Source organism: Sinomonas halotolerans, assembly GCF_039615075.1.
Taxonomy (GTDB): domain Bacteria; phylum Actinomycetota; class Actinomycetes; order Actinomycetales; family Micrococcaceae; genus Sinomonas; species Sinomonas halotolerans.
On sequence record NZ_JBDFRB010000004.1, the window covers coordinates 1 to 26,590 of the forward strand.

The window sequence follows — 26,590 nt, forward strand, 5'->3', positions numbered from 1 at the left end:
TGAACTGGTCCCCGATAGTTGGACTGGTTTATTGAGATCCTAGGCGGGCAGGGCCTGTGCGCGGTATTCGACCGGGCTCAGGCCCTGGAGCCGTTGCGAGGTGCGTTCGTTGTTGTACCAGCGGATGTAGTCGTGCAGGGCGTGCTCGAGTGCCTCGATGCTGAGGTAGCGGACGTGGTGGAAGCACTCTTCCTTGAGGTGGCCGAAGAAGTTCTCGATCACGGCGTTGTCGAAGCAGTTGCCCTTGCGGGACATCGACTGTGTGGCGCCGGCGTCGGCGAGCAGCTTCCGCCAGGTGCGGTGCTGGTACTGGAACCCCTGGTCGGAGTGCACGACCGGATGTTCCCCGGGCCCTAGGGCGGTGAGTGCCTGGCGCAGTGACGAGGTGGCCAGCTGCAGGTTCGGTGATCGGCCGGTGGAGTAGGCGATGATCTCGCGGTTGAACAGGTCCATGACCGGGGACAGGTAGAGCTTGTCGTTGCCGACCCGGAACTCGGTCACGTCGGTGACCCACTTCTGGTTCGGGGACTCGGCGCTGAACTGGCGGTCCATGATGTTCTCTGCGACCGGGCCGGCCTCGCCCCGGTAGGAGGCGTAGCGGCGTTTCCGGCGGACGTGGCAGGCCAGGCCGAGCTGGCGCATGAGCTCCAGCACCGTCTTCTTGGCCACCTGCCAGCCGGCCTTGACGAGCTCCCGGTGCACCCTGCGGTGCCCGTAGCGTCCGCGCGCGGCCTCGAACGCCGCCCGGACCGCGTCCTTGAGGCCGGCCCGGGGGTCCGCCCGGTCGAGCCTGGCCTGATGGTAGAAGAACGTCGACCGGGCAAGCCCGGCCACCTCGAGCAGCACCGGCAGGCGGTGCTCGGCCTTGAGGGAGGCGACAGCGTGGGCCTTCACTGCCGTCCGTGCGCCCTCAAGGCCCGCAATTTTTTCAGGTAGGCGTTCTCAGCCTGCAGCCGCTCGTTCTCCGCCCGCAGCCGCTCCAGCTCGGTCAGCTCGCCCGCGGCGGCGCCGCCGGCCCGGGCCGGACGGCCCCTGGGCCGGGGCCGCAGCGCGTCCTCACCGCCGTCCCGGAACGCGCGTGCCCACGCCTCGACCAGCTTCCCGGAGGACAGGCCATGCTCCCTGGCCAAGGCCGCAGCAGAGCCCGCGCCCGCGAGGTAGCCCTTCACCACCGCCAGCTTCAGCTCGAACGAGTACGACCGCTTCGTCGTCTTGGCCACCAGCGCTCCTCTGCCACGGATCACCCAACGCCGATACAGCCGCTGCACCGGCCACCGGGACACCCCCAGCCGCGTCGCCGCGGCACGATCAGCGAGACCCTGCTCGAACAAAGCTACAGCCGCCGACCGCTGCCCCACGGACAACGAACTCTCCACACGCATGCACTGCTCCCCAGAAGACGGAACGGAATTTCACGGTCCAACTTCCCGGGAGCAGTTCATTGTGGGGTCCCGTCCCGCCGGTTGTGGGGTCTTTGTCCTCACCATGGCCACAGGGATCTGACCCCGCAATGGGGCTGGGGGACCCCGCAACGGGGGCGGACTCAGAGGGCGACGGCGAGGATCCTCGAGCCGTCGCCCTCGTTCGTCGCGAGCCACAGGTCGGCATCCGGCCAAGCGCCCGGCGCGCCTGTCCCGCGGAACTCCGCCGGGACCACCACCACGTCGCGGAGCCGTCCGTACTCGCCGCGGAAGTGCTCGGTCGCGCCCGGAAGCGAGCCCCCGCCGTCGGGCGCGAACCCCGCGCCCGGCAGCGGGACCCGCCACAGCCGCTGGCCGCGCAGGCACGCGACGTACGCGACGTCGTCGAGGATCGCGAGCGCGCTCGGCGAGGCGTCGGCCGTGCTCGGCCACACGTGCGCCGCCGGCACGCTCCCGCCCTGGACCGCCGCCCCTGTCACGCCGGGCCAGCCGTACTGGGAGCCAGCGGTGATGAGGTTGAGCTCGTCGTCCCGGTCCGGGCCGAACTCGCTGGCCCACATCCGCCCCCGCGAGTCCCACGCGAGGCCCTGCACATTGCGGTGCCCGTACGTGAAGGTCCGGTTGCCGAAGGGGTTCCCCGGTGCCGGCGAGCCGTCCGGCGCGACGCGCAGGATCTTGCCCGCGAGGCTGGCCCTGTCCTGGGCGAGCTGGCGCTGGCCCGCGTCGCCCGCGCCGATGTAGAGCATTCCGTCCGGGCCCACCTTGAGCCGGCCGCCGTTGTGCACGGCCGCGGCGGGGATCCCGTCCACCAGCACCCGCTCCCCGCCCAGCGCCGAGCCGTCCCAGCGCAGGGCCATGACGCGATTGGACTGCTCGGCCGTGGCGTAGGCGAACACCGTCCCGTCCCGAGCGAAGGAAGGCGCGGGTTCGAGGCCGAGGAGTCCGCCCTCTCCCGCGCCGGCGCGCACCGTGATCCGGCCGGCCTCGCGCACGGCGCCGCTGGGGGAGAGGGCCAGGATGCGCCCGGTCCCCCGCTCGGTTACGAGCACGGGCCCGCCGGGGAGGAACGCGATCGACCACGGGGTGTCGAGGCCCTCCGCGACCGTCGCGACGACCCGCGGGGTGCCCGTCCCGGCCGTGCGGCGCATCCCGCCTGTGCCGCCGGATGCAGACGGCGCGGACGACGGCGCGGGCCCGGGAGGCGCCGTCGTGCCCTCTGGCGCCGTGGTCGCCCGGGAGGGCGAGGGCGGGGCCGGCGTGCACGCCGCGAGGGCGGCCGCGCCGGCTGCGGCGAGGACGGCCCGGCGGCCTGGGTCACGCATGGCGGCATCCGCTTCGGGAGGGGCTGGTGGAGGTCGGCGCTGGGCAGGAGGGCTGTCAGCGCGGAAGAAGAGGGAACCTGCATCGCGCCATTGAGATGCAGGTCACGTCACCCGAGTCTAGGCGTGGCGGCCCGGGGACTCCATCGGCTGCCGGACTCGTTGCCGAATCGTTGCCGAGAGGGCACGCCGGGCCCGCCGCCGCCAGATGCGGGCTGCCTGCCCGTGGCGGTCAGCTCCATGCGGTCCGCACATGCGGCTGGGGGACGCCATCGAGCTCCACGTCGGTGCGCTCGTCGAAGAAGGCGACGCGCTCATGGATCTGCACCATCTCGGGCATCTCGCTCCCGTAGCTCCACGCCACGGGCCGGCCGTCGCCGAGCCCGGGCGCGCTCCAGTAGCGTGCGGTCCCCTTGTAGGGGCAGACGGTGCGCAGCGGGTCCGGCTCGAGCGCCTCCCACCGGATGTCCTCGCGGGGGAAGTAGGTCCGGGGCGGGAGCCGGCTCTCGAAGAGCCTGGCCGTGCGGTGGGAGTCGGCGAGCACCACGCCGTCGAGCAGCACCCGCACGTGCGCCGAGCTCGCCCGGATGTCGATCCGGCTCAGGGGGTCCCGCGGGTGCCCGATGACGGGCTCGTCCTCCTCGCGCCACGTGAAGGAGTCCGTGTCGAAGGCGATGTAGCCGGCCAGGTCCGGGTCCGCGAGGCGGAACGCGGCATCGGGTGCGCGGTGGGCGCCCGCGGCTACGGTGAGCCGCTCGCCGTCGGCCGTGTGGGGCGAGAACGGCAGGGGCGAGCTGGGCGGGCCGGTGCGGTCAGGCGGGCTCTCCGCGTCGTCGGGCCCGGGCGGGGTGAACGCCTCGAGGCGGGCGACGACGTCGTCCTCCGGGGCGGCGTGGACGGGCAGGTGCCGCTGGGGTTCCCAGAGCACGACGGCGCGGCGCGAGTCGAGCACGGGCGCGTCGCCGAGCTCCGCGCGCAGGCGCTTGGCGTGGCGCTCGAAGCGGAGCTGCGAGGAGAGGCGCCGCAGCTCCCGGGACAACTCGACGGCCATGGCCCCAGCATGCGCCTGCCGCGGGGGTACGGCAAGGGCGTCAGCTGCGCGTGTGGAGCCCGTCGAAGAGCACGGCCACGACGTCCTCGGCGAGCTTCTCGGGGGAGAGCGGGCCGCCCGGGCGGTACCACTCGACGATCGAGTTGATCGTTCCGAACAGCAGGCGGGAGACCGTGCGCGGGTCGATGTCCTTGCGGATCGTGCCCTCCGCGCGCGCGTCCTCGATGAGGCTCGCCACCTGCCGGTCGAAGCTGCGGCGCCGCTCGAGGGCGGCCCGCTCGGTCTCGGTGTTGCCGCGCAGGCGCAGCAGGAGCGTCACGAACGGCAGCCGCTCGGTGAGCACCCGCACGGTGGAGCGGACCACGAACTCGAGCCGCTCCTCGGCGGTGCCGGCCTGCGCCTCGGGGGCCTCCCACACGGACTCGAGGCCGCCGAGGGCGTGGTCGAGTGCGAGGGCGAGGAGGTCCTCCTTGGAGGGCACGTGGTGGTAGATCGCGGACTTGGAGATCCCGAGGTTCTCGGCCAGGATCCCCATGCTCGTCGCATCGTAGCCGTGGCGGTTGAAGACCTCGACGGCGATATTGAGCACGGACTGCTGGTCGTATCCGGGACGGCCGCGCCGCCCGGCGGCGGGACCGGCGGACGGCGCGGGAGAAGCGGAAGGCATGGGAACCAGCCTAGGCCTGTCCGCGCAGGTCGTAGATCCGGCGCAGCTTGCCGTTGGACCGCTCGAGGGAGCCGGGCTCCACGACGTCGATCGTGCAGGACGAGCCGATGTGGATCTTGATCTGCTGTTTGAGCGTGGTTCCCGCGGCGGCGCGCTGCTCAGGGGTGAGGCCCTCGCGCGGCTCGATCCTCACCGTGAGGTCGTCCATGCGCTTGCCCTCGGGCCGGGTGAGGATGAGCTGGAAGTGCGGGCTCAGTTCCGGGATCCGCAGCGCGATCTCCTCGATCTGGGACGGGAACAGGTTCACGCCGCGCAGGATGATCATGTCGTCCGTGCGCCCCGAGATGCGGGCCATGCGGCGGTGGCCGGGCCGGGCCGTGCCCGGGAGCAGGGTCGAGAGGTCCTTGGTGCGGTAGCGGATGATCGGCAGGGCCTGCTTGGTCAGGGAGGTGAAGACGAGCTCGCCCTGCTCGCCGTCCGCCATGGTCCTGGTCAGGTCGAACGGGTCCACGATCTCCGGGCGGAAGTGGTCCTCCCAGATGTGCGAGCCGTCCTGCGTCTCGACGGACTCGCCGGCGACGCCCGGGCCCATGACCTCGGAGAGGCCGTAGATGTCCGAGGCCTTGAGCCCGAACATCTCCTCGAGCTCTGCACGCATCTCGTTGGTCCACGGCTCCGCGCCGAGCACCGCGTACTTGAGCGAGGTCTCGCGCGGGTCGAGCCCCTTGTGCATCATCGCGTCGCCGATGGTGAGCAGGTACGTCGGCGTGCAGCAGATCGCGTCCGGGGCGAAGTCCTGGATGAGCTGGATCTGCTTCTCGGTCTGCCCGCCGGACATGGGGATGACGGTGGCGCCGAGCTTCTCGATGCCGGCGTGCGCGCCGAGGCCTCCGGTGAAGAGCCCGTAGCCGTAGGCGTTGTGGACCTTCATGCCGGGGCGGACGCCCGAGGCCCGGAAGCAGCGGGCCACGATCGTGGCCCACGTGTCCAGGTCCTGCTTCGTGTAGCCGACCACCGTGGGACGGCCGGTGGTGCCGGACGAGGCGTGGATGCGCGCGACCTGGTCCATGGGCACCGCGAACATGCCGAAGGGGTACTCCTGGCGGAGGTCCTCCTTGGTCGTGTACGGGAACTTGGCGAGGTCGTCGAGCTCCTTGAGGTCCTCAGGGCGGACCCCGGCCTCGTCGAACTTGCGCTGGTAGAGCGGGACCCGGCTGTAGGCGTAGGACACCGTCTCCTGGAGACGGGCCAGCTGGAGGGCCTCGATCTCGTCCCGGCTCATCGTCTCCTCGGCGTCGAGGACGGCCGGGCCGAAACCTGCGTTCTGCGGGGTCGCTGTGGATGCGGTCTGGGTCACTTCGGTGCTCACTTCGTTCTCTGCGGGGGCGGCGGTGGTGGGGGCGGGGCGGTGCTGTGAGGAGCGCGCGACGCCGGGTCCCGGCCTGCGCGCGGCGGGTCGCCTAGCGCTTCGGGATGGTGCGCGAGCGGCCGCGGAACTCCGCGATGAGCCGGCCGGGGGCCTCGGGGTCATGGTCGGCGTCCTCGGTTCCGGCGTAGACGCGGACGTCGTAGAGCCCGCTGCGGCCTGCGTGGGCGCGGCGGGAGGCGATCGCGGTGATGCGCTCGCCCTCGTGGGCGGGGGCGAGGAAGTTCACGTCCACGCCGGCGGCGACGGTGATGGTCTGAGCCTGGTCCTCGTCGGGGCTGTGCGGGTTGCACGCGAGGGCGAAGGCCGAGTCGGCGATTGCGAAGACCATGCCGCCGTGGGCGATCCCGAATCCGTTGAGCATCTCGCGCCGCAGCGTTGCGGCCACGGTCGCGGTGCCCTCGCCGAGGGAGAGGACGCGGAGCCCCATCCACTGCGTCGCGTAGTCGTCCGTCAGGATCGGGTGCGCCAGAGTGTGGGCGGGAGCAGCTTCGCTCATGGGTGACCTCGCAATTCTTTACCGAATGTTCATTAGGTAATCCCATCGCCGCCCCATGTGTCAAGGAGCACAGCCCCCGCGCGGGCGCCGAGACCTGCAAGGATGGGGGGAGCACCGAGGCGTCCGTCCAGGCGAGGAGCGAGCATGACCAGAGGCATCTACGTCAGCGCCACGGCCCCCGGGTCGGGCAAGTCCCTCATTGCGCTCGGCCTCGTCGAGGCGCTCCACGGCCGCACCGGCCGCGTGGGGTTCTTCCGCCCGGTGGTGCTCGGCGACCATCCGGAGGGCGATCCCATGGTGGCCCTCATGCGCTCCCGCTTCGGCTTCGATCCCGCGGTGTGCCGGGGCGGGCTCACGGTGGCCGAGGTCCGCCGGCTCCTCGCGGACGGGCAGCGGGAGGAGATCGACGCCCGGTGCGTGGAGATCTACGCCGAGGTCTCCGCCCAGTGCGATGTGGTCGTGGTGGAGGGGACCGACCTCACGGGCCAGGACTCGGCGGTGGAGTTCGCCCTCAACGCGCGCCTGGCCAACGATCTGGGGTGCCCGCTCGTCGCCGTCGTGAGCGGCAGGGGCCGCACGCCCGCGGAGGTGGCCGACGCCGTCGACCTCGCACGGCGCGAGCTGGCCGCCGCGCACTGCAGCCTCCTCGCCGTCATGGTCAACCGCGCCGACCCCGCCGAGCTCGAGGCGGTCGCCGGTGCGATCCGCCCGGGGCGCATGGGCCGCCCCGTCTACGTCCTCCCCGAGCTCGAGGAGATCTCCCGCCCCACCACGGGCGAGGTCTCGAGCGCGCTGCGCGTGCGCCAGCTGGCCGGCAGCGCGGACATGGAGCGCGAGGTCCGCGGGGTCAAGGTCGCGGCGATGAACGTGGCCAACTTCCTCGGCGCGCTCGAGGACGGCGACCTCGTGATCGTGCCCGGCGACCGCGCCGACGTCATGGTGGGCGCCCTCGCCTCGACGTTCTCCCCGGAGTTCCCCGTCCCCGCCGGCATGGTGCTCACGGGCGGCCTCCCTCCCGAGGCGAACATCCTCCCGCTCCTCGCCCAGGCCCCGTTCCCCGTGTTCTCGTACGACGACGACACGTACCACGCGGCGCGCTCCGTCGCCGAGGTGCGCAGCGAGATCTGGACGGGCCACCACCGCAAGGTCGCCTCTGCCCTCGGGGCGTGGGCCCGGCACGTGGACGAGGCCGAGCTCTTGGAGCGGCTCGAGCTCCCGCGGGCGCAGACGACCACGCCCCTGCGCTTCCTCCACGGACTGATCGTGCGGGCCCGGGCCCAGCGCAGGCACATCGTGCTCCCCGAGGGGACGGACGTGCGCATCCTGCGGGCGGCGGACATCCTGCACCGCCGCGACGTCTGCGACCTCACACTGCTGGGCAACGACGCGCAGGTGCGCGAGCTCGCGGCCGCGAACGGCCTGAGCCTTGAGGGCATCGCGATCGTGGACCCGGCCACGTCCCCCCTGCGGGAGCGCTTCGCGCAGGAGTACGCGCGGCTGCGCGCCCACCGCGGGGTGGACCTCGCGAGGGCCCTCGAGGCCATGCTGGACGTGAGCTACTTCGGGACCATGATGGTCCAGCTCGGGATCGTGGACGGGATGGTCTCCGGCGCCGCGCACACCACGGCCCACACCATCAGGCCCGCGCTCGAGTTCGTCAAGACGAAGCCGGGCGTCAGGATCGTCTCGTCCGTGTTCCTCATGCTCATGCCGGACCGCGTCCTCGTCTACGGCGACTGCGCGGTCAACCCGGACCCCGATGACGAGCAGCTCGCGGACATTGCCCTCGCCTCCGCGGAGACGGCCGCGCAGTTCGGCGTCGAGCCGCGCGTCGCGATGCTCTCCTACTCCACGGGCGGCTCGGGCACCGGCGGGGCCGTGGACGAGGTGCGCCGCGCCACCGAGATCGTGCGGGAGCGGAGGCCCGAGCTCGCCGTCGAGGGCCCCATCCAGTACGACGCCGCCGTGGACGCCTCGATCGCCGCGTCCAAGCTGCCCGAGTCGGACGTCGCGGGGCAGGCGACCGTGTTCATCTTCCCGGACCTCAACACCGGCAACAACACGTACAAGGCGGTCCAGCAGTCCTCGGGGGCGGTCGCCGTCGGGCCCGTCCTGCAGGGGCTCAACAAGCCCGTCAACGACCTCTCGCGCGGGTGCACAGTCGAGGACATCGTCAACACCGTCGCCATCACGGCCGTCCAGGCCCAGAGCGTCCAGGCCCAGAACACCGACCCCAGCTGAAGGAGCGCCATGCTCGTCCTCGTCATCAACTCCGGCTCGTCCTCGCTCAAGTACCAGGTGCGGGACGTGGACGCCGGGACGGTGCTCGCCGAGGGGCTCATCGAGCGGATCGGCATGGGCAACGGGGGGCTCGGCGACGGGGAGCCCATGGGTCCGCGGGACCACGCCGAGGCCCTCGAGCAGGTGGACGCAGAGCTGCACCGCGTCCTCGGCGACCGTGCCGTGGATGCCGTGGGGCACCGCGTGGTGCACGGCGGCGAGCGCTTCGCGGAGCCGGTGCTCGTGGACAACGAGATCATCCGCGCGATCGAACGGCTCAACCCCCTCGCGCCCCTGCACAACCCCGCCAACGTGCTGGGCCTGCGCGCCATCGCCGAGAAGTGGCCGGACATGCCCCAGGCCGCCGTGTTCGACACGGCCTTCCACCGCTCCATCCCCGAGCACGCGTGGCGCTACGCGGTCCCCGACTGGCTCTACACGCGCCACGGGATCCGCCGATACGGCTTCCACGGCACCTCGCACGAGTACGTCGCCCACCGGGCCGCGGCGCTCCTGGACGTCGCCCCGGAGGCGTTCGACGGCGTCGTCCTCCACCTCGGCAACGGCGCCTCGGCCACGGCGGTCGCGGGCGGGCGCAGCATCGACACGTCGATGGGGTTCACCCCGCTCGAGGGCCTCGTCATGGGCACCCGCTCGGGCGACCTCGACCCGTCGATCCTCGTGTTCCTCGCCCGTCAGGGGCACAGCCCGGACGAGATCGACACCCTGCTCAACCGCGAGTCAGGGCTGCTCGCGCTCGCGGGCTCGAACGACATGCGCTCGGTGGTCGAGGCCGCCGCATCCGGCGACCGCCGCGCGGCCCTCGCCCTGGACGTCACGGCCTACCGGCTCGCGAAGTACGTGGGCGCCTACCACGTGGCGGTCGGCGGGGCGAAGGCGATCGTCTTCACCGCGGGCATCGGGGAGAACTCGCACCAGTTCCGCGCGCTCGTGGCCGCCCGGCTCGGGGCGCTCGGCATCGAGCTCGACGCCGGCCTCAACGCCGAGCGCTCGAAGGAGCCGCGCGTGGTCTCGGCGCGCGGATCGGCGATCCCCGTCCTCGTGGTCCCCACCGACGAGGAACGGGCGATCGCGGAGGCCACCGCCGCCGTCGTACGGAACGCGGGGTAGGCGGCGGGGCCGTGTGGCGGCGCGGGCTGCTCAGGCCTCCTGGCCCTGCCCGAGCTGGGCGGCAAAGCCCGCCAGATCGTAGTAGCGGTGCTCTTCGGCAATCCGGCCGCTGGCATCCAGTCGGCTGAAGGCCGCAAAGCGCTGTTCGATCCGGCGACCGGTCGGGGGGACCTCGCCGTCAGGCAGCGCCAGCGGACCCGTCTGGGTTCCTGTCATCCTGATCTCGACGGCGACCGAATCCCCCTGCGCCACGATATGGGTGACCGTTGCCGTCAGGTCGGGCATGGCACGGATGAACGCGGCGGCGTCCTCCTCGACCGCCGAGCGTCCGCGGAGGGGCTCGGGGTACTGGGGATCGACGACAACCGCCTCATCGGCGTAGTACGCGGCGAACCGCGCCGGGTCGTGGGTGTTGAAGGCTGCGAGCTGCTCCTCGACGAGCTGCTGCGCGCCGGTCCGTCCACCGGCGTCCGCCCCCATGCCTTGAAGTGAAGTGGTCATGGCAAACTCCATCCGTTGTGCTGGGACACCTCGATCGTCTGCCTGCCGGCCCGGCCGGTCAATGAGCGCCGAGGGGCATGAGTGCCGCTCGAGGGGCTCAGAGGGCAGTGGTCGTCGGAGCCTTGACAGATCGCGGCACAGCGCACTCGATGCAGGCAAGGGAGGCGAATCCCACATGAGAGGTGCGCCACAGGATGACGCCCCGTGAAGCCTGCGGGTCTAAAGTTGACGGCGGCCCGCGCCCATCGGCGCGGGCGAACCTCCCCCGAAGGACCCCCTGTGACGCAACACCATGCCTCCACCCGGGACGCCGCCGTCTCCGCTGAGGGCTACAAGAAGACCCTGACCCGGCGCCACGTGCAGATGATCGCCATGGGCGGCGCCATCGGCGTCGGCCTGTTCATGGGCGCAGGCGGCCGCCTCGCCTCGACCGGCCCTGCCCTCGTGTTCTCCTACGCGATCGCCGGCGGGATCGCCTACCTGCTCATGCGGGCGCTCGGCGAGCTCGTCATGCACCGCCAGACCTCCGGTTCCTTCGTGAGCTACGCGGGCGAGATGTTCGGCCCCAAGGGCGCCTACCTCTCGGGCTGGATGTACTTCGTCAACTGGGCCATGACCGGTATCGCCGAGCTCATCGCGATCGGCCTCTACTTCCAGTACTTCTTCCCCGGCGTGCCGGTCGAGGTCGCGGCCGTCTGCGCGCTCGCGGTGCTCGTGGCCGTCAACCTCCTGAGCGTCAAGGCGTTCGGCGAGTTCGAGTTCTGGGCCTCGGTGCTCAAGGTCGGCGCGATCGTCCTGTTCCTCGTGGCCGGCACGGTCATGGTGGCGCTCAACGCCCAGATCGGCGCGACGCACGCGTCCCCCGCGAACCTCTTCGCGGCCGAGGGCGGCATGTTCCCCCACGGCTTCTTCGTGATGGTCCTCGTGCTCAACGCGGTGATCTTCGCCTACAACGCGATCGAGCTCGTGGGCATCACCGCCGGCGAGATGGAGGACCCCGAGCGTGAGGTGCCGCGCGCCATCCGCGCCGTGGTGTTCCGCATCGTGGTGTTCTATGTCGGTTCTGTCCTGCTGCTCGCCATGCTCCTGCCCTCGGACCAGTACCAGGCGGGCGTGAGCCCGTTCGTCACCGTCTTCGACCAGCTCGGCCTGGCCTGGATCGGCTCGGCCATGAACTTCGTGGTGATCACCGCTGCCCTCAGCTCGTGCAACACCGGCCTGTACTCGATCGGCCGTATCTTCCGCACCATGGCCGACAACGGCCACGCCCCGCACTGGCTCACGCGGATGTCCTCCCGCCACGTCCCCTACGCGGCAGTGCTGGCCATCGGCGCCGTCTACCTCGTCGGCATCATCGTGAACATCTGGGCGGGTGGGACGCACGCGTTCGACCTCGCGCTCAACACGGCCTCGATCGGCGTGATCTTCACGTGGGGCTCGATCTTCGCGTGCCAGCTCGTCCTGCGGAAGCGGACCGGGGCCGGCGCCTCGTCCCTCCCCATGCCCGGTTCGCCCTGGACCGGGTGGCTCGGCCTCGCGGCGCTCGCCGCGATCACGGTGCTCATCGCCTTCGACACGCTGACGGACAAGGCCACCGGCGAGGTCTTCCCGATCGGCCTCTACACCGTGGCCAGCATCCCGGTCCTCGCCGTGCTCCTCTGGCTCGGGTGGCTCCTGGTCAAGCGCGCCGAGGCCAAGCGCGCGGCTGCGTCCGCACAGGAGGCCGGGCAGGAGCTCGAGGACGCCAAGGCCTAGCAGGCCCGCCCCAGCGCGACGGCGGCCCGCCCTGTGCGCGAGACCGGCCCCTGGCCGCGAGACCGGTGCCCAGCACCGCCCTCGCTGCCAGGGGCCGGTTCCGTTCCCCTGCGTGCAGAACCGCCTACGCCAGGAGCTCGGTGGCCCCGAGGGCGTCTGCGACGAACGCGTAGTCCCACGCCCGGTCGCGCCACGCCTCGTACCGGCCGGACGCCCCACCGTGCCCGGCGTCCATCTCGGTCTTGAGCACCACGGGCTTCCCGCTCGTCGTGGCGGCGCGCAGCGACTGCACCCACTTGGCGGGCTCCACGTACAGCACACGCGTGTCGTTGAAGCTCGTCACCGCCGCCACGGTCGGGTAGGGCGCCTCGTGCACGTTCTCGTACGGCGTGTACGACTTCATGTACGCGTACACCTCCGGATCCTCGATCGGGTTGCCCCATTCCTCCCACTCGAGCGCCGAGAGCGGCAGCTCCGGGTCGAGGATCGTGGTCAGGGCGTCCACGAACGGCACCTGCGCCACCGCGGCCGCATACTTCTCGGGGGCGAGGTTCAGCACGGCCCCGATGAGGAGGCCCCCCGCGGAACCGCCCATGCACGCGATCCGCTTGGGGTCCGCCCAGCCCGAGGACGCCAGCCAGTCGGTGGCGGCGATGAAGTCGGTGAAGGTGTTCTTCTTCGCGAGCTTCTTCCCGGCCTCGTACCAGCGCCGGCCCAGCTCCCCGCCGCCGCGCACGTGCGCTATGACGAACACGATCCCCCGGTCCAGGAGGCTCAGCCGCGGGATCGCGAACGCCGGGTCCATGCTCACCTCGTACGAGCCGTAGCCGTACACGAGGGCGGGGTTCGTGCCGTCCGGCCGCACCGACGCGCGCCGCAGGACGGAGAGCGGGACCCGGGTGCCGTCGTCGGCCGTCGCCCAGGCACGCTCTGCCACGTAGTCCGCGGGATCGTAGCCGCCCAGGACCGGGGTCTCCTTCCGCAGGATGAGCTCGCCGGTCGCGAGGACGTAGTCGTACACGCGGGGCGGGGTGAAGTAGGACGTGTAGCTCAGGCGCGCGACGGGGGAGTCGTAGTCCGTCGCGCCCGCGCCGGCCGTGTAGAGCTCGTCGTCGAACGCCGGCTCCGCGAACGACGCCGTGCTGGCGCCCCCGGGTGCGAGCGCCGCCTCGACGAGCGGTGCGAGTTCGGCGAACCGGACGGTCTCGATCGTGTCCCGCCGCAGGGACAGGATCGCGTGGCTCGCCGTGACGGAGATCCCCTCGACCTTCACGGTCTCGCTGTGCGGCACCACGGTGGCCCAGCGCTGCTCGGGCAGCGGCTTCGCGAACTCCGCGAGCGGCGCGAGGGAGACGGCGTTGTTGGGGGCGGTAGCGCGCCGCCCGTCCGCATCCGCCGCGGCGGCCGGCCCGCCGGGGAGGTTGTGCGTGAGCAGGACGTGCGTGGCGCCGTCGTGCTCGAAGAACTCCGGGCTGTACAGCACGCGCTCACCGCGGCCGATCAGCACGCGGAGGCTGTCTGCGGGCGCCCCGAGCGCCTCCCGGTCCTCGAGGTCCAGGTAGCGGGTCTCGGAGTACTCCGAATTGCCGATCCCCACGAGAAGCCAGCGACGGTCGGAGGAGAGGTCGATCCCGGTCCACTGGGCGACGTCGTCCTCCTGGTACACGACCGTGTCCTGCTCCACGCCGGTGCCCAGCACGTGCACGCGCACCTGGTAGGGGCGCCAGGACTCGTCGGCCACCATGTAGAAGAGCCGGCTGCCGTCCGGGGAGAACTCGAGCCCGTAGAACACGCCCTCGATCACCTCGGGGAGCAGCTCGCCGGTGGAGAGGTCCTTGATGCGCAGCGTGAACGTCTCGTCCCCGGAGGTGTCCACGGCGTAGGCATACAGGCGCCCGTCACGGGTCACGGCGGCGCCGCCCACGCTGAAGAACGGGTGTCCCTCGGCCTCGGCGTTGCCGTCCAGGAGCACTTGCTCGCCCGGCACCGGGACACCGGCCTCCACGGCTGGCGGCGTCCAGTCCGCCACGGTGCTCCCCTCCCCGGGGCCACCGGTGCCCGCTGCCGCCACCCGGCAGTAGACCGGGTACTGCTGCCCCTCGATCGTGCGCGCGTAGTACCACCAGTCGTCCTTGCGGCTGGGAACGGAGAGGTCCGTCTCCTGGGTGCGACGCCGGATCTCATCGAAGATGGCCTCGCGCAGGGGCTGCTGGTGGCCCGTCACGGCGTCCGTGTAGGCGTTCTCCGCCTCCAGGTGCGCGAGGACCTCGGGGCTCTCCTTGTCCCGCATCCACTCGTAGCCGTCCTCGAAGGCATCCCCATGGTGCACGCGCCGATGGGGGACCGTCCGCGCGACGGGCGCGGTGGCGGGCAGGGGAGTCGAATCTGTCATGGGCCCACCCTAGCCGCGGCGCGCGGAGCACACCCGTTCCTTTGGGGACGGCGAGCGGCTCCCGCTAGCATCGGCGACAGACACGGCAAGGGGGGCGCCAGCGGCACCTTCTGGCGGAGAGGAGTGCCTCGATGGCGGAACCGATGGCTGGGGCGCGCCGTGCCCGGCGGGCGCAGAGGGGAGCCGGACCAGGCGGACGACGGCGGCGCGGGCGCCGGATGCTGCTCTGGTCACTCGCCGCAGTCGCCCTCCTCCTGGCGGCCTGCGGCGTCCTCGCGGCCCAGGCGCTCAGCGTGCGCTCGGACCTCCAGGAGGCCGCCGCCCTCGCCCCCCGCCTCCAGGACCAGGTGGCGGAGCAGAGCATCCCCGAGGCCGAGTCCACGCTGGCCCGGCTCCAGGAACGCGCGGGCAGCGCGCGCGCTGCAGCGTCCGGACCGCTCTGGGACGCGGCGTCTGCGCTGCCGGTGGTCGGGCCCAGCCTGCGCGCGGCGTCTGCCGCCGCGCTCGCGGTGGACTCCCTCGCCCAGGAGGCCCTTCCGTCCCTGCTCGAGGTCGCCGCGACAGTGGACCCGGCGAAGATCATGCCCGGCCAGAAGGCGAAGGACCTCGCACCGCTCAAGGCCGCCGAGCCGCTCGTGGCCCGTGCCGCCGCGGCGGCGCGCGGAGCCGAGGAGCGGCTCGCGGCCGTGGACACGGACGCGCTCCTTCCCCAGCTCCGCGAGCCCCTTGTCTCCGCCCGGGCGGAGGTGGTCCGGCTCCGCGAGGCCCTCGACGTCGGCGAGGACGCAGTGCGGATCGCCCCCGGGCTGCTCGGGGCAGACGGAGCGCGCACATACCTCGTCCTCGTGCAGAACAACGCGGAGTCCCGCGCCACCGGCGGCATCCCCGGCGCCCTCGTCGAGATGACTGTGGAGGACGGCGCGCTGAGCCTCGGCCGGCAGGGGTCAGCGAGCGGACTCGGCTCGTTCATGCCGCGCATCGAGGTGGACCCGACCCAGCAGCGCATCTACAGCACGCGGCTCGGGAGGTACATGCAGGACGTCAACCTCACTCCGGACTTCCCGACCTCCGCGCGCACTGCAGCAGCGATGTGGGAACGGTCCGGCGGCCGGCGCGTGGACGGCGTGGTCTCCGTGGACCCGGTCGGCCTCGCCAGGCTGCTGGCCGTCATGGGGCCCGTGGAACTGGACGGGGAGGAGTTCGCCCCGTTCCGCGCTGCGGGCCTGCCCACCACCCTGACGGCCCAGAACGCGGTCAAGGCCCTGCTCTCGGACGTCTACCGCGTGGAGGACACACGCGTCCAGGACCTGTACTTCGCCGCGGTGGCACGGCAGATCTTCGGCGCGTTCTCGAGCTCGTCGTCCTCCGCGACCGCCCAGCCCGAGGCCCTCGTCCGCGCCCTCGGCGGGATGGTCGAGGAAGGGCGCCTCCTCGTCTTCTCCGCCCACGAGGAGGAGCAGGCGGTCATCGCAGGATGGGACGCGGGAGGGTCGGTCTCTCGGACGGCGGGGAGCGAGGTGCGGTTCGGTGCGTATTTCAATGACGGCACGGGCGCGAAAATGGACTATTACATGCGGCGCACCGCGCGGCTCGAACAGAAGTGCACGCCCGACGGATCGCAAATTGTGATGCATGTCACGTTAAAGAATGCCGCGCCCGCGGATGCGGGGAGAACGCTCCCGGACTACGTGACGGGACGCGGAGTCTTCGGGGTCCCGCCCGGCACCGTCCAGACCAACGTGGTGGCCTACGGGCCACGAGGGGCCGGCGTCGAGTCGGTGCGAGTCAACGGCCGTTCCTCTGGCCTGAGCGCGGACGTCCACGCGGGACGGCCGCTCGCCACGACGGCGGTGCGGGTGGCGCCCGGCCAGACTGTGGCCGTGGAGGTCGCCTTCAGCCAGCTCCCCCCGGGCGCGCTGCGCCTGGACCTGACGCCCGGCGTGCAGCCGCGTTCCGAGGCGGTCGGGCTGACCACGGGGGCGCTCTGCACGGAGGGCCGGTGACATTCCCGGGCCGCCCCGCAGAACGCGAATTATTTGAGCAGATGTTTAATTCATTACGGGTTTCTTCAAGAAGCTTTCCGAATTATCCGGGCGCGTGCTAGCCTCCCAATCGTGCCATTCGGGCCTCGGGTGTCACCGCGGGATCCATCGGGTGCATGTGCCGATTCGCCGCCGACCACTCCAGACCAAGAGCGTTTCGAAACAAAAGTCTTAGGGGGACTTGACCATGAAGAAGATCTGCGCAGCACTTGCTCTGGCCGGTTCCATTGCGCTGGCCGGGGCCGTTCCGGCCGTGGCCGCCCAGTACCCGGCCCCTTCGCCTTCCGCCACCGTCTCTGACGCCACCGTCGCACCCGGTGAGCCGTTCGTCTTCTCCGGCGAGGGCTTCCTTCCCGGTGAGACCATCGTCGTGACGGTCGACGCCGCGGGCGGGCCGGCCGCCGCGGGTGCCGGCACGGGCGGCGCTGCCCTCAGCGTTCCTGCCGCCATCATCGTTCCGGCCGCGCTCCAGACCATGACGACCACGGCCAACGCCCAGGGCGAGTTCTCGGTCACGATCACGCTCGACCAGCCGGGCACCTACGTCATCACCGGCACCGGCCAGACCTCGGGCCGGTCCGTCTCCGCCACCGTCACGGTGGTCGGCGCTGCCGGCACCGTGACGGGCACTGGCGCTACCGGTGGCGGTCTGGCCGACACCGGTCTCGACCCGGCCCTCCTCGGCTGGTCGCTCGTCGGCGCCGGTGCGGTTGCCGCCGGTGCGGCTGCCGTCGTCGTCGCCCGTCGCCGTACGGGCGCGGTGGACCAGGCCTGAGCCGACTCGACGCTGCAGCGGTCCTCGCGGACCGCGACGAGAGCGGGGCGCGTGCACACGCACGCGCCCCGCTCTGCGTTTTTCCAAGCTGTGGTCTGCGGAAGCCGGGCTCGGCTGCCGTGTTGCGCTGCTGCCCGCTTTGGGACTGGGCGGCCAGGGGCTGTTTCCGTGCGCCGCCGGGATGGGGCGGGCAGCCCGCGCTGCTAGGGTGAGCCCGTGTCTGCAGCCCCTCTCTCGCTGCTCGTGGTCTGCACGGGCAACATCTGCCGGTCCCCGTTCGCCGAGCGCTGGCTCCGCAACGCCCTCGCCGCCCTGCCGCCCGGCCACGCGGTCGTGGCGAGCGCAGGCACACGCGCCCTCGTGGGCCGCCCCGCCCACCCTGGCGTCACGGGCCTCGGCACGAGCGCGCGGCTGGACTTCCGGGCCTTCAGTGCCCGCCAGGTCGATCCGGCCATGCTCCGGGACGCGGACCTGGTCCTGACGATGACCGCCGAGCACCGCGCCCAGGTCCTGGACCTCGCTCCCGCCGCCCTCAAGCGGACGTTCCTCCTGCGGGAGCTCGCCCGGCTCCTCCAGGCCGCGCCGCCGGCCGGCTCGGCCGGGGCGCCGGCACAAGAAGGGGTAGGCAGGGGGCTGCGCGAGGCATGGCGCGAGGTGGCTGCCGGGCTTGCCGCGGGCCGCCGCGGGTCCGTGCCGGGCGACGATGTCCACGACCCCTACGGCGGCGGCCCCGCCGACTACCGGCTCATGGAGGAGCAGATGGTGCCGGCACTCGAGGTCATCGGAGCGCGCCTCACCGCTCTCGCGTGATGGCCGGGTCCCTCGGCTCGGGTAGACTCGCGCAAGACGCGTGCCGGCGGCTTTAGGGGAGGACACCGTACGTGGAGTATGAGAACGAGCGCCGTGGCGCACAGGAACTGACACTGGCTGACTACCTGCGGGTAGCCCGTCGGTTCTGGCGGGGCATTGTGGCCATCACGGCGTTGACAACGGCTCTGGCCTTCACGTGGTACCTCATGCAGCCGCGCATCTACGCGGCCGAGTCGAGCGGGGTCGTGATCACCGTCGGCGCGGACAACCTGAGCCTCTCGCTCGCTGGAGACAACCTGGCCAAGTCCCGCGCCAAGAACTACAAGTCGGTGGCGGAGTCCGCGCTCGTTGCGGACCGCGTGGCCCGGGAGCTCGGCCTCACGACCACGGCACAGCAGCTCGTGGACTCCGTGGCCGTGACGGTCCCGCAGGACACCACCGAGGTCCGGGTGACGGCGAAGTCCATGGACCCGGCACTCGCCCAGCGCATGGCTGACGCCTGGATCACCGCCCTCGCCGACCAGGTGCGGGAGATCGAGCAGTCGGCGGGGGAGACCGACCTGCCGCCCGTGCGTGTGGTGCAGCTCGGCCGGGCCGTGCTTCCCGAGGAGCCCGTCTCGCCCAACGTGCGCCTGACGCTTGGCGTCGGCGTGGGCGGCGGCCTGCTCCTGGGCCTGGCCTACGCGATGGTCCGCCACCACGTGGACCGCCGGATCCGCAACGCAGACGAGATCGAGCAGGCCTTCGGCGTGCCCGTCGTGGGCACGCTGCCGGTGGACCACAGCCTCGACGCGAACGCGCGCGTCCTGGACGGACAGACCGGGAGCCGTGCCATCAACGAGGCGTTCCGCGAGCTGCGGACCAACCTCCAGTTCATCGACGTGGACAACCCCCCGCGCATCCTGCTCGTGACGAGTTCGGTGGCCTCCGAGGGGAAGTCGGCAGTCGTGGCGAACCTCGCGGCGACCATGGTCGCGGCGGGGGAGCGCGTGGTGGTGGTCGACTGCGACCTCCGCCGCCCCACGGTCCATTCGATTTTCGACGTGGTCCCCGGCGTGGGCGTGAGCGACGTCCTTGCAGGGCGCGCCCACATCGAGGACGTGCTCCAGAGCTGGGAGGGCTCGGACAACCTCCAGATCCTCGGCGCCGGCCGCATCCCGCCGAACCCCTCCGAACTGCTCGGCTCCCGTGCGATGGGCGCACTGCTCGACAGGCTCTCGGAAGAGGCCTTCGTCCTCGTCGATGCCCCTCCGCTCCTTCCGGTCACCGACGCAGCGGTCCTCTCCCGTGCCGTGCACGGCACCCTCGTGGTCGCGCGCGCGGGGCAGACGACGACGGACAGCCTCGCCCGGGCGCTCGGCAACCTCGAGCGCGTCCGCGGCCGCATCCTCGGCGTGGTGCTCAACTGCGTGCCGACGAAGGGCCCCGAGTCCTACACCTACGGGTACTACGGCACCTACGGGGAGGATCCTGAGGGCAGCCGCAAGCCTGACCGCAAGCGCCCGCGCAAGTCCGCCGAGCGCGAAGCGGCTGCCGCGACGGCCGCTGTTCCGGCGGCCACCGCTGCACCGGAGCCCGCAGCTGCGCCCTCCCGCGACCCTCATGCGGACGGCTACTGGCAGGACGAGTCGGCATTCGAGGACCAGCCCCGGTTCGAGGAGCACTCATCCTTCTCCGGGGCGCCCGGCTTCGAGGACCGGCCGGCGTTCGACGATGGGCACGGCTTCCGGGGCGAGCCGGGCTTCCACGACGAGCCGGGCTTCCAGGGCCAGCCGGATTTCCGCCGGGAGCAGGGCTACCAGGACGAGCCTGGCTTCAGGGACCAGCCGGCCTTCGCTGATCGCCCCGCAGACCATGGCCGGCGCCCGAGCACGGCGGACGAGCCGTTCAACTATGCGGCGCTCTCCGCTGAGGAGCGCCAGCCGCGCTTCGCGCCCCATGATCCCTCGGCGGACGAGATCCGCGCCGCGGACGAGGAGCTGAGCACTCCCGAGGAGCGGAGCAGCGGCAATCACTGGTCGCACCCCGCGCCGGTCCCCGCGGAGACTGCCGGTCAGCTCGACGACGAGGACGCCATGTGGCTGCCCGCCAGGGTCCGGGACAGCTACCGGAGGCGCCGCTCCGCTGGCTCCGAGCAGGAGTAGGGCACCAATAAGGCGCAGCGCGTCCGGCAGGGACGCGGCCCGGGCTGTCGATGCCCGGGCCGCGCCTCTGGCCTTTCCCGGTTCAGACCCGCGGTTCTACTCGCGGGGCGCCTGGACGAGGCCTGCCCCGACATCGAGGGGATCGCTGCCTGAGGCAAGGGGCGCATGCGTTCCGGACGCGACGAGCCGCGAGCGGAGTTCCACGGGGGCGAGCGGGCCATGCGCGAGGAGCCTCTGTGCCCACAGGGCTGCCACCCCCGCCACGTGGGGCGTGGCCATCGACGTACCGCTGATGGTGCGGGTCCCACCCCCAGGCCACGCGCTCCTGACGCCGACGCCGGGGCCGGCGACGGTCGCGAGCGTGTTCGAGAACGGGGCCACCGTGAAGCCGGAGGGCCCCTCTCCGAGCGCGGCGACTGAGACCACGCCGTGCGCCGCAGCAGGGGGAGAGACGTTGATCTCGTAGGCGGGATCGCCGTCGCGCTCGCTCTCATTGCCCGCCGCCGCGACGATGAGGGCCGTCTGCGCGAACGGCGCGCGCGCTTCGAGCAGGTTCGCGAGCTGCTCGAAGAGGCGGATGTTCGCCCGGTAGTCCTCGAGGGCGATCGAGGTCGCCGCCTGGACCGGGAGCCCCCGCTGTTCCACGAGCTCGGCGACCCAGCCCGGGAAGTCGATCCCGAGGGACATCGAGATGACGTTCGCCCCGCCCTCGGCCGCCCACAGGACGGCGCTCGCGAGTGCATCGCTCCCGCCGCCCGCGGGTCCTCCCAGCACCTTGCCGATGAGCGCGCGGCCGATGCCGGGGGCCACCCCGATCCGCTCGCCGTCCAGGTCCCGGCCGAACACGGTCCCCGCGCAGTGGGTGCCGTGGCCGTTCTCGTCCTGGGTGCTCCCGGAGCCCGTGAAGTCACGCAGCACGAGGTCCACGCCCGCAAAGGCAGGGTGGCCGGCATCGATGCCCGTGTCCAGCACCGCGACGGTCACGCCGTCCCCGGTGAAGGGGGAGGCGGGAGCCCCGACGGCGTCGACGCCCCAGGTGGTGGCCCGCGGCCCCGCCTCTTCGGCGGCCAGCGGCTCGATGAGCCTGAGCGGCATCGCGGCAGCGAATCCCAGGACGCCCGGGTCCTCCCGCAGCTCGCGCAGCTGTGCCCGGGTCGGCTCGTCCTGGACCTCGACCACAGCCGAGGCGGCGTTGCGGGCGCCCTCCCGGCCTGCACCGGGACCGGCATCGCGGCCCTCGGCGGGGCGGGCGTGCCGGCCTCTGGTGGCATCCGGCACGGCACCGGGTGCGCGGAGGACGACGAGTCGGGACGGGGTGCTGACAGTGTCTTCCATGGCTGGCCTCATTCGCTCGTGCCGGTGGGGGTGCTTCGGTGGGATTCCTGTCATTCGGTGCTGATCGTGCCTGCGCTGCGTGCAGGCCTCGATCCTGCCACATGCAGCCGAGAGTGCACCCCGCTGCGCTTGACCGTGTCCGCGCGCTCCCATATTCTGAACGAACGGTCGGTAATTATTTCGAGGAGGAGCCATGGCAGCTGCGACCCTGCAGCCCGTGCCCCAGCCCCAGCCCGGGCAGGACGACGAGGCCCTGTCCGCTGCTGATGCGGCGGGTCAGGCATATTTCGAGCGCATCATCGCCGAGGACTCGCGGATCGAGCCGCGCGACTGGATGCCCGCCGCATACCGCAAGACCCTGGTCCGCCAGATCTCCCAGCACGCCCATTCCGAGATCATCGGCATGCAGCCAGAGGCCAACTGGATCACGCGCGCCCCGAGTCTCAAGCGCAAGGCGATCCTCATGGCGAAGGTCCAGGACGAGGCGGGACACGGCCTCTACCTCTACTCCGCCGCCGAGACCCTCGGGACCCCGCGCGACGTGCTCAACCAGCAGCTGCTCGACGGGAAGGCGAAGTACTCCTCGATCTTCAACTACCCCGCCCGCACGTGGGCGGACATGGGCGCGATCGGCTGGCTCGTGGACGGGGCCGCGATCGCCAACCAGGTCCCGCTCTGCCGGGCCAGCTACGGCCCCTACGGCCGGGCGATGGTCCGCATCTGCAAGGAGGAGTCGTTCCACCAGCGGCAGGGGTTCGAGATCCTCCTCGAGCTCTCCAACGGCACGCCCGAGCAGAAGCAGATGGCGCAGGACGCCGTCAACCGCTTCTACGCGCCCGCGCTCATGATGTTCGGTCCGCCGGACGACGACTCGCCCAACTCGAAGCAGTCCATGGCCTGGAACATCAAGCGCTTCTCCAATGACGAGCTGCGCCAGCGCTTCGTCGGCATGATCGTCGAGCAGGTCAAGGTTCTGGGCCTCACCCTCCCGGATCCCGAGCTCCGCTACGACGAGGAGAGCGGCCAGTGGATCCACATGGAGCTCGACTGGCAGGAGTTCAAGGACGTGATCGCGGGCCGCGGCCCGTGCAACGCCCAGCGGATGGCACGGCGCCGCGAGGCGCACGAAGACGGCACGTGGGTGCGCGAGGCAGCGCGGGCGTACGCCCAGAAGCAGGCCGCGAAGGCGGCGCAGAACGAGATCGGAGCAGCATAAGTGAGCGAGCAGACCAACATCTGGCCTCTGTGGGAGGTCTTCGTGCGGTCCAGCCGCGGCCTCTCCCACGTGCACGCCGGTTCCCTCCACGCTCCGGACGCGGCGATGGCGCTGCGCAATGCGCGTGACCTCTACACCCGCCGCAACGAGGGCGTGTCCATCTGGGTCGTCCCGTCCGAGGCCATCGCCTCCTCCGACCCGGACTCCAAGGGCGCCTACTTCGAGTCGCCGCAGGGCAAGGACTACCGCCACGCGACGTACTACACCAAGAGCGAGGGCGTGAAGCACCTGTGAGCCACGAGACCCACACCGCAGCCCCGCACGGCGACCACTCACTCGACAGCTTCGGCGACGCCGCGGCCTCGGCCACGCGGGTCACCCCCGGGAACGCCCTGCGCCCCGAGGACATCGCGCTCGCCAAGGAGGTGCCGGCCGAGGAAGTCGCGCAGTACGCCGTGCGGCTGGGCGACGATGCCCTCATCCTCGCGCAGCGGCTGAGCCACTGGATCTCCCGCGCGCCCGAGCTCGAGGAGGACATCGCCCTCGGCAACATCGCCCTCGACGTGCTCGGACATGCCCGCTCGTTCCTGGCGTACGCCGGGCATGCGTGGGGCAAGACCGAGGACGACCTGGCCTATTGGCGCGACGAGGACGAGTTCCGCTCGCTCTGGATCGTCGAGCAGCCCAACGGCGACTTCGGCACCACGATCGCGCGCCAGCTCGTCGTCTCGGTCTACCAGTACCTCCTCTACAGCGGCCTGACCGCCTCGAGCGACCCGACCCTCGCGGCGATCGCCCAGAAGGCCATCAAGGAGGTGGACTACCATCGCGACCACGCCGTGCAGTGGACCCTCCGCCTCGGCGACGGCACCGAGGAGTCGCACGCACGCATGCAGGCGGCGCTGACGCTCGTCTGGCCCTATGTCGACGAGATGTTCGACGACGACGCGCTCATCGACGCGCTCGGCGACGCCGCAGTGCGCCCCTCGAGCCTGCGCGCCGAGTTCGAGCGCCAGATCGCCTCGGTGCTCGAGGAGGCCACCCTGACCGTCCCCGACGTCCCGCGGGCCTCGGGCGGCGGCCGCCACGGCGAGCACACCGAGCACCTCGGCTACATCCTCGCCGAGATGCAGGTCCTGGCCCGCAAGCACCCCGGTGCCACCTGGTAGCCAAGGAGAACCCGTGATCACGACCGACGCGGACGTCCTCGCCCTCGCAGCGACCGTCACGGACCCCGAGATCCCGGTGCTCAGCATCGCGGACCTCGGGATCCTCCGGGACGGCCGGATCGACGAGGACGGCACCGTCCACCTCACGATCACCCCGACCTACTCGGGCTGCCCCGCGATGGACGCCATCCGGGACGACCTCACCGCCGTGTTCGCGAGGGCAGGGCACGAGAAGGTCCAGGTGGACCTCGTCCTCTCGCCCGCCTGGACCACGGACTGGATGACGGCGGAAGGCAAGGCCAAGCTCGAGGAGTACGGCATCGCCCCGCCGACGGGCGCGGCCCGTCACGGTGCAGCGCGCGCCGGCGGTCCTGTCAAGGTCGGGCTCACGGTCAAGTGCCCCCAGTGCCACTCGCTCAACACGCGCGAGATGTCCCGCTTCGGGTCCACCTCCTGCAAGGCCCTCTACGTGTGCCAGGACTGCCACGAACCCTTCGACTACTTCAAGGTGCTCTAGATGACTGACCAGATCAGCGAAACGACGGCTGCCGACACCGCCGACCCCTCCCAGGCCGGGGCGGCCGCAGCCCCGGGCGCCGAGGCGGCCCCCCGCCGTCGTGCGTCCTTCCACCCTCTCACCGTGGGCGAGGTGCGCCGCCTGACCAATGACGCGATCGAGGTGACCTTCGCCGTCCCAGCCGAGCTCGCCGACGAGTACGACTACATCCCCGGCCAGTACGTGGCCCTGCGCAAGGAGCTCGCCGACCCCAGCCAGGGCGGCGAGGTGCGCGAGGTGCGCCGCTCCTACTCGATCTGCGCCGCACCGCAGCGCTTCGAGGACGGCAGCAGCGAGATCCGGGTCGCGATCAAGCGGGACCTCGGCGGCCTGTTCTCCACGTGGGCCAACGAGAGCCTCGCGGCAGGCGACACGCTCGACGTCATGAGCCCGGCCGGCGCGTTCATCTCGAAGCACCGCATGACGGACCTCAACGACCCCTCGAGCATCGACACCGACGCCGAGCACACCTTCGTCGCCGTCGCGGCGGGCTCCGGGATCACGCCCATCCTCGCGATCGCCAAGACCGTGCTCGCGGCGGACGAGAACGTCCGCTTCGACCTCGTCTACGCCAACAGGGCAGCGATGGACGTCATGTTCGTCGAGGAGCTCGCGGACCTCAAGGACAAGTACCCTTCCCGGTTCGCGCTGCACCACGTGCTCTCGCGGGAGCAGCGCATCTCGCCGCTGCTCTCAGGGCGCGTCGACTCCGAGAAGCTCACCACGCTGCTCAGCACGGTGATCCACGCCGATGACGTCGACGAGTGGTTCCTGTGCGGGCCGTTCGAGCTCGTCCAGCTCGTGCGCGACACGCTCGCCGCGCGCGGGGTCGAGGCCGAGAAGGTCCGCTACGAGCTCTTCACGACGGGCACGCCCACGAGCCTCGAGGGCAACATCGGCCGGCCCGTGGCCGAGGACGCCTCCGGGGCGAACTTCGAGATCGAGTTCCGCCTTGACGGGCTCTCGGGCACCGTGAAGTCCCCGGTCTCGGCCAACGAGACGGTCCTCAACGCGGCCCTGCGTGTGCGCCCGGACGTCCCGTTCGCGTGCGCCGGCGGCGTGTGCGGCACGTGCCGCGCGAAGGTCGTCTCCGGCACGGTCGAGATGGCCGAGAACTACGCCCTCGAGGCGGACGAGGTGGAGCGCGGGTACGTCCTCACGTGCCAGTCCCGCCCGACCTCCGAGTGCGTGTCCGTGGACTTCGACGCCTGATCCAGCGGCCCCTGATCCGAGGAGAACCCCCATGATCACCCTGACCATTGCGGACGGCGTCGCCGAGGTCGTGCTGGACGCCCCCGCCAAGCTCAACTCGCTCGACGAGGCCGCGCTCGCGGAGCTCTCGAAGGCGTACGACGACGCCGCTGACGCCGCCTCCCGCGGCGAGGTGCGGGCGCTGCTCCTGCGCGGCGAGGGCCGGGCCTTCTGCGCGGGCCGCGACATCTCCGGTGTCACCCCGGCGGACGACGACGTGCTCGGGTACCTCGGCGGGCTCGTCCAGCCGCTGCTCGAGAAGATGGCCGCGTTCCCTGCGCCGACGTTCGCCGCCGCCCAGGGCGCCACGCTCGGCGTGGGGCTCGGGCTGCTCCTCGCGACGGACGTTGTCTATGTGGCGGACAGCGCAAAGATCGGTTCGCCGTTCGCCAACCTCGGTGCGACCCTCGACTCCGGGGGGCACTGGTACTTCACCGAGCGGCTCGGCATGCACCGCGCGCTCGACCTCGTCTACACGGCCGAGCTCATGAGCGGCGCGGACGCTGTCCGCTCGGGCATGTTCTCGCGCGCCTTCGGTGCCGAGGAGCTCCTGCCGAGGACGCGGGAGATCGTGGCCCGCGTGGCGGAGGGCGCCACCGGCGCGTTCGTCGCGTCCAAGGAGCTCGTGGCGCAGATCCGCGACCGCCGCCTCGGCCTGTGGGAGTCCATGGAGGCCGAGAACAAGGCACAGGCCGCCCTGTGCGCCTCCCAGGACTACGCCGAGGGCTTCAAGGCCTTCCAGGAGAAGCGCAGGCCGGTCTTCGCCGGCCGCTGAGCGCGCCAGGGACCCCGCAACAGTGGGGACGGGACCCCGCAACGGTGGGGACGGGACCCCGCAACCGTTGTGGGG

General features: G+C 71.7%; 23 protein-coding genes. 13 read left to right on the forward strand and 10 right to left on the reverse strand.

Translation table 11 applies throughout. The features are described 5' to 3' along the window. Window positions 1-39 precede the first annotated feature (39 nt). From ABCQ75_RS05695 to ABCQ75_RS05725, 7 genes are all read right to left on the reverse strand, one after another. Window positions 40-894 carry an IS3 family transposase gene (locus ABCQ75_RS05695; protein ID WP_345883780.1) on the reverse strand — a complete coding sequence of 285 codons (855 nt, stop codon included), beginning with the start codon at window positions 892-894 and terminating at the stop codon, window positions 40-42. After that, on the reverse strand, window positions 891-1,220 hold the full coding sequence (locus ABCQ75_RS05700) for a helix-turn-helix domain-containing protein (RefSeq protein WP_345883781.1): 330 nt from the start codon (window positions 1,218-1,220) through the stop codon (window positions 891-893). The genes ABCQ75_RS05695 and ABCQ75_RS05700 overlap by 4 nt, the downstream gene beginning before the upstream one ends. Window positions 1,221-1,543: 323 nt before the next feature. Beyond that, window positions 1,544-2,743, reverse strand: coding sequence for a PQQ-dependent sugar dehydrogenase (locus ABCQ75_RS05705; RefSeq protein WP_345883783.1), 1,200 nt, complete (start codon window positions 2,741-2,743; stop codon window positions 1,544-1,546). Between the two features lie 229 nt (window positions 2,744-2,972). Next, window positions 2,973-3,791 carry a DUF427 domain-containing protein gene (locus tag ABCQ75_RS05710; RefSeq protein ID WP_345883785.1) on the reverse strand — a complete coding sequence of 273 codons (819 nt, stop codon included), beginning with the start codon at window positions 3,789-3,791 and terminating at the stop codon, window positions 2,973-2,975. Window positions 3,792-3,831: 40 nt separating this feature from the next. Then, window positions 3,832-4,458 carry a TetR/AcrR family transcriptional regulator gene (locus ABCQ75_RS05715; RefSeq protein ID WP_345883787.1) on the reverse strand — a complete coding sequence of 209 codons (627 nt, stop codon included), beginning with the start codon at window positions 4,456-4,458 and terminating at the stop codon, window positions 3,832-3,834. A 10-nt stretch (window positions 4,459-4,468) separates the two neighbouring features. Continuing rightward, on the reverse strand, window positions 4,469-5,740 hold the full coding sequence (gene paaK / locus ABCQ75_RS05720; protein WP_345884232.1) for a phenylacetate--CoA ligase PaaK: 1,272 nt from the start codon (window positions 5,738-5,740) through the stop codon (window positions 4,469-4,471). Window positions 5,741-5,918: 178 nt separating this feature from the next. Continuing rightward, the gene (locus ABCQ75_RS05725) at window positions 5,919-6,383 is read right to left on the reverse strand and encodes a hotdog fold thioesterase (RefSeq protein ID WP_345883789.1); all 465 of its coding nucleotides are present in this window, start codon (window positions 6,381-6,383) and stop codon (window positions 5,919-5,921) included. 144 nt (window positions 6,384-6,527) lie between these two features. On the opposite strand from ABCQ75_RS05725, the gene pta reads away from it, so the two are divergent. Together pta and ABCQ75_RS05735 are read left to right on the forward strand one after the other, a co-directional pair. After that, window positions 6,528-8,624, forward strand: coding sequence for a phosphate acetyltransferase (gene pta / locus ABCQ75_RS05730; RefSeq protein ID WP_345883793.1), 2,097 nt, complete (start codon window positions 6,528-6,530; stop codon window positions 8,622-8,624). Between the two features lie 9 nt (window positions 8,625-8,633). Then, the gene (locus ABCQ75_RS05735; protein WP_345883795.1) at window positions 8,634-9,794 is read left to right on the forward strand and encodes an acetate/propionate family kinase; all 1,161 of its coding nucleotides are present in this window, start codon (window positions 8,634-8,636) and stop codon (window positions 9,792-9,794) included. Between the two features lie 30 nt (window positions 9,795-9,824). Here ABCQ75_RS05735 and ABCQ75_RS05740 read toward each other — a convergent pair whose 3' ends face one another. Beyond that, complete coding sequence (locus ABCQ75_RS05740) at window positions 9,825-10,295, reverse strand: ester cyclase (protein WP_345883797.1); 471 nt, start codon at window positions 10,293-10,295, stop codon at window positions 9,825-9,827. Between the two features lie 279 nt (window positions 10,296-10,574). Between ABCQ75_RS05740 and ABCQ75_RS05745 the strand changes: the two genes are divergently transcribed. After that, entirely contained in the window at window positions 10,575-12,050 is a 1,476-nt protein-coding gene (locus ABCQ75_RS05745) for an amino acid permease (RefSeq protein WP_345883799.1), read from the forward strand. A 124-nt stretch (window positions 12,051-12,174) separates the two neighbouring features. Here the strand turns inward: ABCQ75_RS05745 and ABCQ75_RS05750 are convergent, their stop codons facing one another. Continuing rightward, window positions 12,175-14,442: a S9 family peptidase gene (locus ABCQ75_RS05750; protein ID WP_345883801.1), complete on the reverse strand. Its 2,268-nt coding sequence runs from the start codon at window positions 14,440-14,442 to the stop codon at window positions 12,175-12,177. A 218-nt stretch (window positions 14,443-14,660) separates the two neighbouring features. On the opposite strand from ABCQ75_RS05750, the gene ABCQ75_RS05755 reads away from it, so the two are divergent. The 4 genes from ABCQ75_RS05755 (at window position 14,661) to ABCQ75_RS05770 (ending at window position 20,213) form a co-directional block, all read left to right on the forward strand. Next, complete coding sequence (locus ABCQ75_RS05755) at window positions 14,661-16,445, forward strand: DUF4012 domain-containing protein (RefSeq protein WP_345883803.1); 1,785 nt, start codon at window positions 14,661-14,663, stop codon at window positions 16,443-16,445. A 226-nt stretch (window positions 16,446-16,671) separates the two neighbouring features. Further along, window positions 16,672-17,259 (forward strand): peptidase, encoded by a 588-nt coding sequence (locus tag ABCQ75_RS05760; RefSeq protein WP_345883805.1) that lies wholly within the window; start codon window positions 16,672-16,674, stop codon window positions 17,257-17,259. A 216-nt stretch (window positions 17,260-17,475) separates the two neighbouring features. Beyond that, the gene (locus tag ABCQ75_RS05765) at window positions 17,476-18,069 is read left to right on the forward strand and encodes an arsenate reductase/protein-tyrosine-phosphatase family protein (RefSeq protein WP_345883808.1); all 594 of its coding nucleotides are present in this window, start codon (window positions 17,476-17,478) and stop codon (window positions 18,067-18,069) included. 71 nt (window positions 18,070-18,140) lie between these two features. Then, the gene (locus ABCQ75_RS05770) at window positions 18,141-20,213 is read left to right on the forward strand and encodes a tyrosine-protein kinase domain-containing protein (RefSeq protein WP_345883810.1); all 2,073 of its coding nucleotides are present in this window, start codon (window positions 18,141-18,143) and stop codon (window positions 20,211-20,213) included. Window positions 20,214-20,309: 96 nt separating this feature from the next. Here the strand turns inward: ABCQ75_RS05770 and ABCQ75_RS05775 are convergent, their stop codons facing one another. Further along, window positions 20,310-21,548, reverse strand: a complete 1,239-nt coding sequence (locus tag ABCQ75_RS05775) for a S8 family peptidase (RefSeq protein WP_345883812.1) — start codon at window positions 21,546-21,548, stop codon at window positions 20,310-20,312. A gap of 193 nt (window positions 21,549-21,741) precedes the next feature. On the opposite strand from ABCQ75_RS05775, the gene paaA reads away from it, so the two are divergent. Genes paaA through ABCQ75_RS05805 form a run of 6 tightly spaced genes read left to right on the forward strand, consistent with a single transcriptional unit; the run spans window position 21,742 to window position 26,515 of the window. Continuing rightward, window positions 21,742-22,764 (forward strand): 1,2-phenylacetyl-CoA epoxidase subunit PaaA, encoded by a 1,023-nt coding sequence (gene paaA / locus ABCQ75_RS05780; protein WP_345883814.1) that lies wholly within the window; start codon window positions 21,742-21,744, stop codon window positions 22,762-22,764. Then, window positions 22,765-23,058, forward strand: a complete 294-nt coding sequence (gene paaB, locus ABCQ75_RS05785; protein ID WP_345883816.1) for a 1,2-phenylacetyl-CoA epoxidase subunit PaaB — start codon at window positions 22,765-22,767, stop codon at window positions 23,056-23,058. Beyond that, entirely contained in the window at window positions 23,055-23,933 is an 879-nt protein-coding gene (paaC, locus tag ABCQ75_RS05790; protein ID WP_345883817.1) for a 1,2-phenylacetyl-CoA epoxidase subunit PaaC, read from the forward strand. Before paaB ends, paaC begins: the two co-directional genes overlap by 4 nt. 13 nt (window positions 23,934-23,946) lie before the next feature. Then, entirely contained in the window at window positions 23,947-24,450 is a 504-nt protein-coding gene (gene paaD / locus ABCQ75_RS05795; protein ID WP_345883818.1) for a 1,2-phenylacetyl-CoA epoxidase subunit PaaD, read from the forward strand. Between the two features lie 12 nt (window positions 24,451-24,462). Further along, complete coding sequence (gene paaE / locus ABCQ75_RS05800; protein ID WP_427916059.1) at window positions 24,463-25,701, forward strand: 1,2-phenylacetyl-CoA epoxidase subunit PaaE; 1,239 nt, start codon at window positions 24,463-24,465, stop codon at window positions 25,699-25,701. Between the two features lie 31 nt (window positions 25,702-25,732). Continuing rightward, window positions 25,733-26,515, forward strand: coding sequence for an enoyl-CoA hydratase/isomerase family protein (locus ABCQ75_RS05805; protein WP_345883820.1), 783 nt, complete (start codon window positions 25,733-25,735; stop codon window positions 26,513-26,515). Window positions 26,516-26,590: the final 75 nt, after the last annotated feature.

Excerpts from the sequence above, each read along its gene's own strand:
- ABCQ75_RS05740 (WP_345883797.1), bottom strand. The coding sequence starts at position 10,295 with ATGACCACTTCACTTCAAGGCATGGGGGCGGACGCCGGTGGACGGACC.
- ABCQ75_RS05725 (WP_345883789.1), bottom strand. The coding sequence starts at position 6,383 with ATGAGCGAAGCTGCTCCCGCCCACACTCTGGCGCACCCGATCCTGACG.
- ABCQ75_RS05715 (WP_345883787.1), bottom strand. The coding sequence starts at position 4,458 with ATGCCTTCCGCTTCTCCCGCGCCGTCCGCCGGTCCCGCCGCCGGGCGG.
- ABCQ75_RS05705 (WP_345883783.1), bottom strand. The coding sequence starts at position 2,743 with ATGCGTGACCCAGGCCGCCGGGCCGTCCTCGCCGCAGCCGGCGCGGCC.
- ABCQ75_RS05755 (WP_345883803.1), top strand. The coding sequence starts at position 14,661 with ATGCTGCTCTGGTCACTCGCCGCAGTCGCCCTCCTCCTGGCGGCCTGC.
- ABCQ75_RS05775 (WP_345883812.1), bottom strand. The coding sequence starts at position 21,548 with ATGGAAGACACTGTCAGCACCCCGTCCCGACTCGTCGTCCTCCGCGCA.
- paaK (WP_345884232.1), bottom strand. The coding sequence starts at position 5,740 with ATGAGCCGGGACGAGATCGAGGCCCTCCAGCTGGCCCGTCTCCAGGAG.
- pta (WP_345883793.1), top strand. The coding sequence starts at position 6,528 with ATGACCAGAGGCATCTACGTCAGCGCCACGGCCCCCGGGTCGGGCAAG.
- ABCQ75_RS05710 (WP_345883785.1), bottom strand. The coding sequence starts at position 3,791 with ATGGCCGTCGAGTTGTCCCGGGAGCTGCGGCGCCTCTCCTCGCAGCTC.
- ABCQ75_RS05760 (WP_345883805.1), top strand. The coding sequence starts at position 16,672 with ATGAAGAAGATCTGCGCAGCACTTGCTCTGGCCGGTTCCATTGCGCTG.
- ABCQ75_RS05735 (WP_345883795.1), top strand. The coding sequence starts at position 8,634 with ATGCTCGTCCTCGTCATCAACTCCGGCTCGTCCTCGCTCAAGTACCAG.
- ABCQ75_RS05750 (WP_345883801.1), bottom strand. The coding sequence starts at position 14,442 with ATGACAGATTCGACTCCCCTGCCCGCCACCGCGCCCGTCGCGCGGACG.
- ABCQ75_RS05805 (WP_345883820.1), top strand. The coding sequence starts at position 25,733 with ATGATCACCCTGACCATTGCGGACGGCGTCGCCGAGGTCGTGCTGGAC.
- paaA (WP_345883814.1), top strand. The coding sequence starts at position 21,742 with ATGGCAGCTGCGACCCTGCAGCCCGTGCCCCAGCCCCAGCCCGGGCAG.